Origin of the sequence: Aeromonas sp. PrichA-15, assembly GCF_017939245.1 — a bacterium.
Taxonomy (GTDB): Bacteria; Pseudomonadota; Gammaproteobacteria; order Enterobacterales; family Aeromonadaceae; genus Aeromonas; species Aeromonas caviae.
The window spans coordinates 1-1,932 of sequence record NZ_JAGKRH010000154.1 but is presented as its reverse complement, the minus strand read 5'-3'; the positions used below and the strand labels follow the sequence as shown (position 1 = coordinate 1,932).

At 58.1% G+C, this 1,932-nt stretch carries 3 protein-coding genes and 1 pseudogene; 3 read left to right on the top strand and 1 reads right to left on the bottom strand.

Features of this window, described 5'->3' with window-relative positions; all coding sequences use genetic code 11:
* On the top strand, positions 1-139 hold a 139-nt coding region (locus J9889_RS17095), incomplete at its 5' end, for a transposase (protein WP_210537942.1).
* Positions 136-351 (top strand): annotated as a pseudogene (locus J9889_RS17090) (IS4 family transposase); the annotation flags it as partial. The gene J9889_RS17095 and the pseudogene J9889_RS17090, both read left to right, overlap by 4 nt.
* Here the strand turns inward: J9889_RS17090 and J9889_RS17085 are convergent.
* Complete coding sequence (locus J9889_RS17085) at positions 344-667, bottom strand: hypothetical protein (RefSeq protein WP_246878114.1); 324 nt, start codon at positions 665-667, stop codon at positions 344-346. The pseudogene J9889_RS17090 and the gene J9889_RS17085 sit on opposite strands and share 8 nt — an antisense overlap.
* Positions 668-1,184: 517 nt before the next feature.
* Here J9889_RS17085 and J9889_RS17080 point away from each other — a divergent pair.
* Positions 1,185-1,754: a single-stranded DNA-binding protein gene (locus tag J9889_RS17080; protein ID WP_010674212.1), complete on the top strand. Its 570-nt coding sequence runs from the start codon at positions 1,185-1,187 to the stop codon at positions 1,752-1,754.
* The last annotated feature ends 178 nt before the right edge of the window (positions 1,755-1,932 follow it).

The window sequence follows — 1,932 nt, the reverse complement described above, 5'->3', positions numbered from 1 at the left end:
AAACTACCCGATGCACACGAGTGTGCTGGAAGGGGTGAACAACAAGATCAAAGTGATAAAGCGCATGGCATATGGATTTAGGGACTCAGAATACTTTTTTCTGAAAATCAAGGCGGCCTTCCCCGGAAAGCCGCGATGAACCTTAAGTTTGCCTGTCAGTTCATCGCGAACCAGATGGCAGTGATGGCGGGCGCGTTATCGCCAGCCCATACGCCACGGAGGTTGGCGGAGTTGCGGGGCTGCATAGGCGTCATGTTCATAGAAAAACGCCCCAGGCCATCGAGACCCAGGGCGGTGAAGATATCAAAGACCCGTTTTCCGGTAAATCGCAATGCGGCTCCGCTTAAGTGAACAGCATTGCGCTGGTATGGGGCCACATCAGCAGCAGCTCTTTGTTGGTGCTGGTCGGGGCATTGAGCAACACGGCACTGGCCTCGCCAAAGCGCTGGCAGATGGCATTGCTCCACAGCTCCTGCTGGGTCGACTTGAGGTAGTCCAGATCGATCAGCAGCAAGGTTTTGGGGGCGCCCTCTGCAACGTCTGGCAGGTCATTCAGCTCCCCCACCAGCAAGATGGGCAGACCAAGCTCTTCACTGAGGTGACGCTGGAAACGGGAGGCTTGTGCGTTATTTTCGGTGATCAGCACCAGGAGGGAGTCGGGCGTCATCAAGAGAACTTCCTTGCACATTCGAGTCGAGGCTTTTTGGCAAGGAAGAGTACCAATCCCCCTCCTGGCTGCAGCATTAAAAAAGTATTAGACGCATCGGTGGCTCCTTTGAAGCCCAGCAATTTTCCAGCCAATACAATTGGCTAGCACGCCCCCCCCATTTGGGGGGTCAAGTAGTGCCGGTGCGCACCATAACAGCTCCGCCCTCTTCACGCAGCCTGCCCCAGCCGCCTCCCCTTGCTGGTGGCACCTTACCTCGGGTAAGTTACTCAGGCTGTGGCGATCCATTGACGCCACAGTGGCAGGGAAGATGTGCGCTCATGCCCGTCAACTGGTACTATGGCGGCCAAACGCTGCGGCCGATCCATGACGCCTCTGCCGGCAAGCTCCGGCGCAGCCAGGACACTGAAGAGAGATGACACCCGTCCAGGGCGCGCATCTCGTTGCAAACAAACGCATTATTGAATGGGCCCAGGCATCTGGCCTGGCCGGTATACATAAGGGTGGAAGAGAGATTATGGCCAGTCGAGGCATCAACAAAGTCATTCTGATCGGTAACCTGGGGCAAGACCCGGAAGTGCGCTACATGCCGAGCGGCGGTGCCGTGACTAACATCACCCTGGCCACCTCCGATACCTGGCGCGACAAGCAGACCGGTGAGCAGAAAGAGCGCACCGAATGGCACCGTGTCGTCTTCATGGGCAAGCTGGCCGAAGTGGCCGGCGAGTACCTGAAGAAGGGCTCCCAGGTCTATGTGGAAGGCAAGCTCCAGACCCGTAAATGGCAGGATCAGAGCGGCCAGGAGCGCTACACCACCGAGGTGCTGGTCGACAGCTTCACCGGTGTGATGCAGATGCTGGGTGGCCGTCCGCAGGGCGGTGGCCAGGGCATGGGCGGCCAGTCATCCCAGGGCAACTGGGGCCAGCCGCAACAGGCTGCACCGCAACAGAACATGCAACGTCCTGCTGCCCCGCAGCAGAACATGCAACCGCAAGGCGGTTACGGTCGTCCGGCACAGCAGCCGCAATCCGCCCCGCCGGTCTACAACGAACCGCCGATGGATTTCGACGACGATATTCCGTTCTGATCCCCTGCGGCAGGCCCTGATTCATCAGGGCCTTTTTTTAGGTTCTTCGCGGGATCTTGGGGAAGTGGAAGTTGACAGACAGGGTGCTGGTAAACTGGCTGTCTCCAAACACACCACCACCATCACCCTGCTGTCGCCGTGCATCATATTGATATTGCCTCCTTCTGGCCAGGTTATA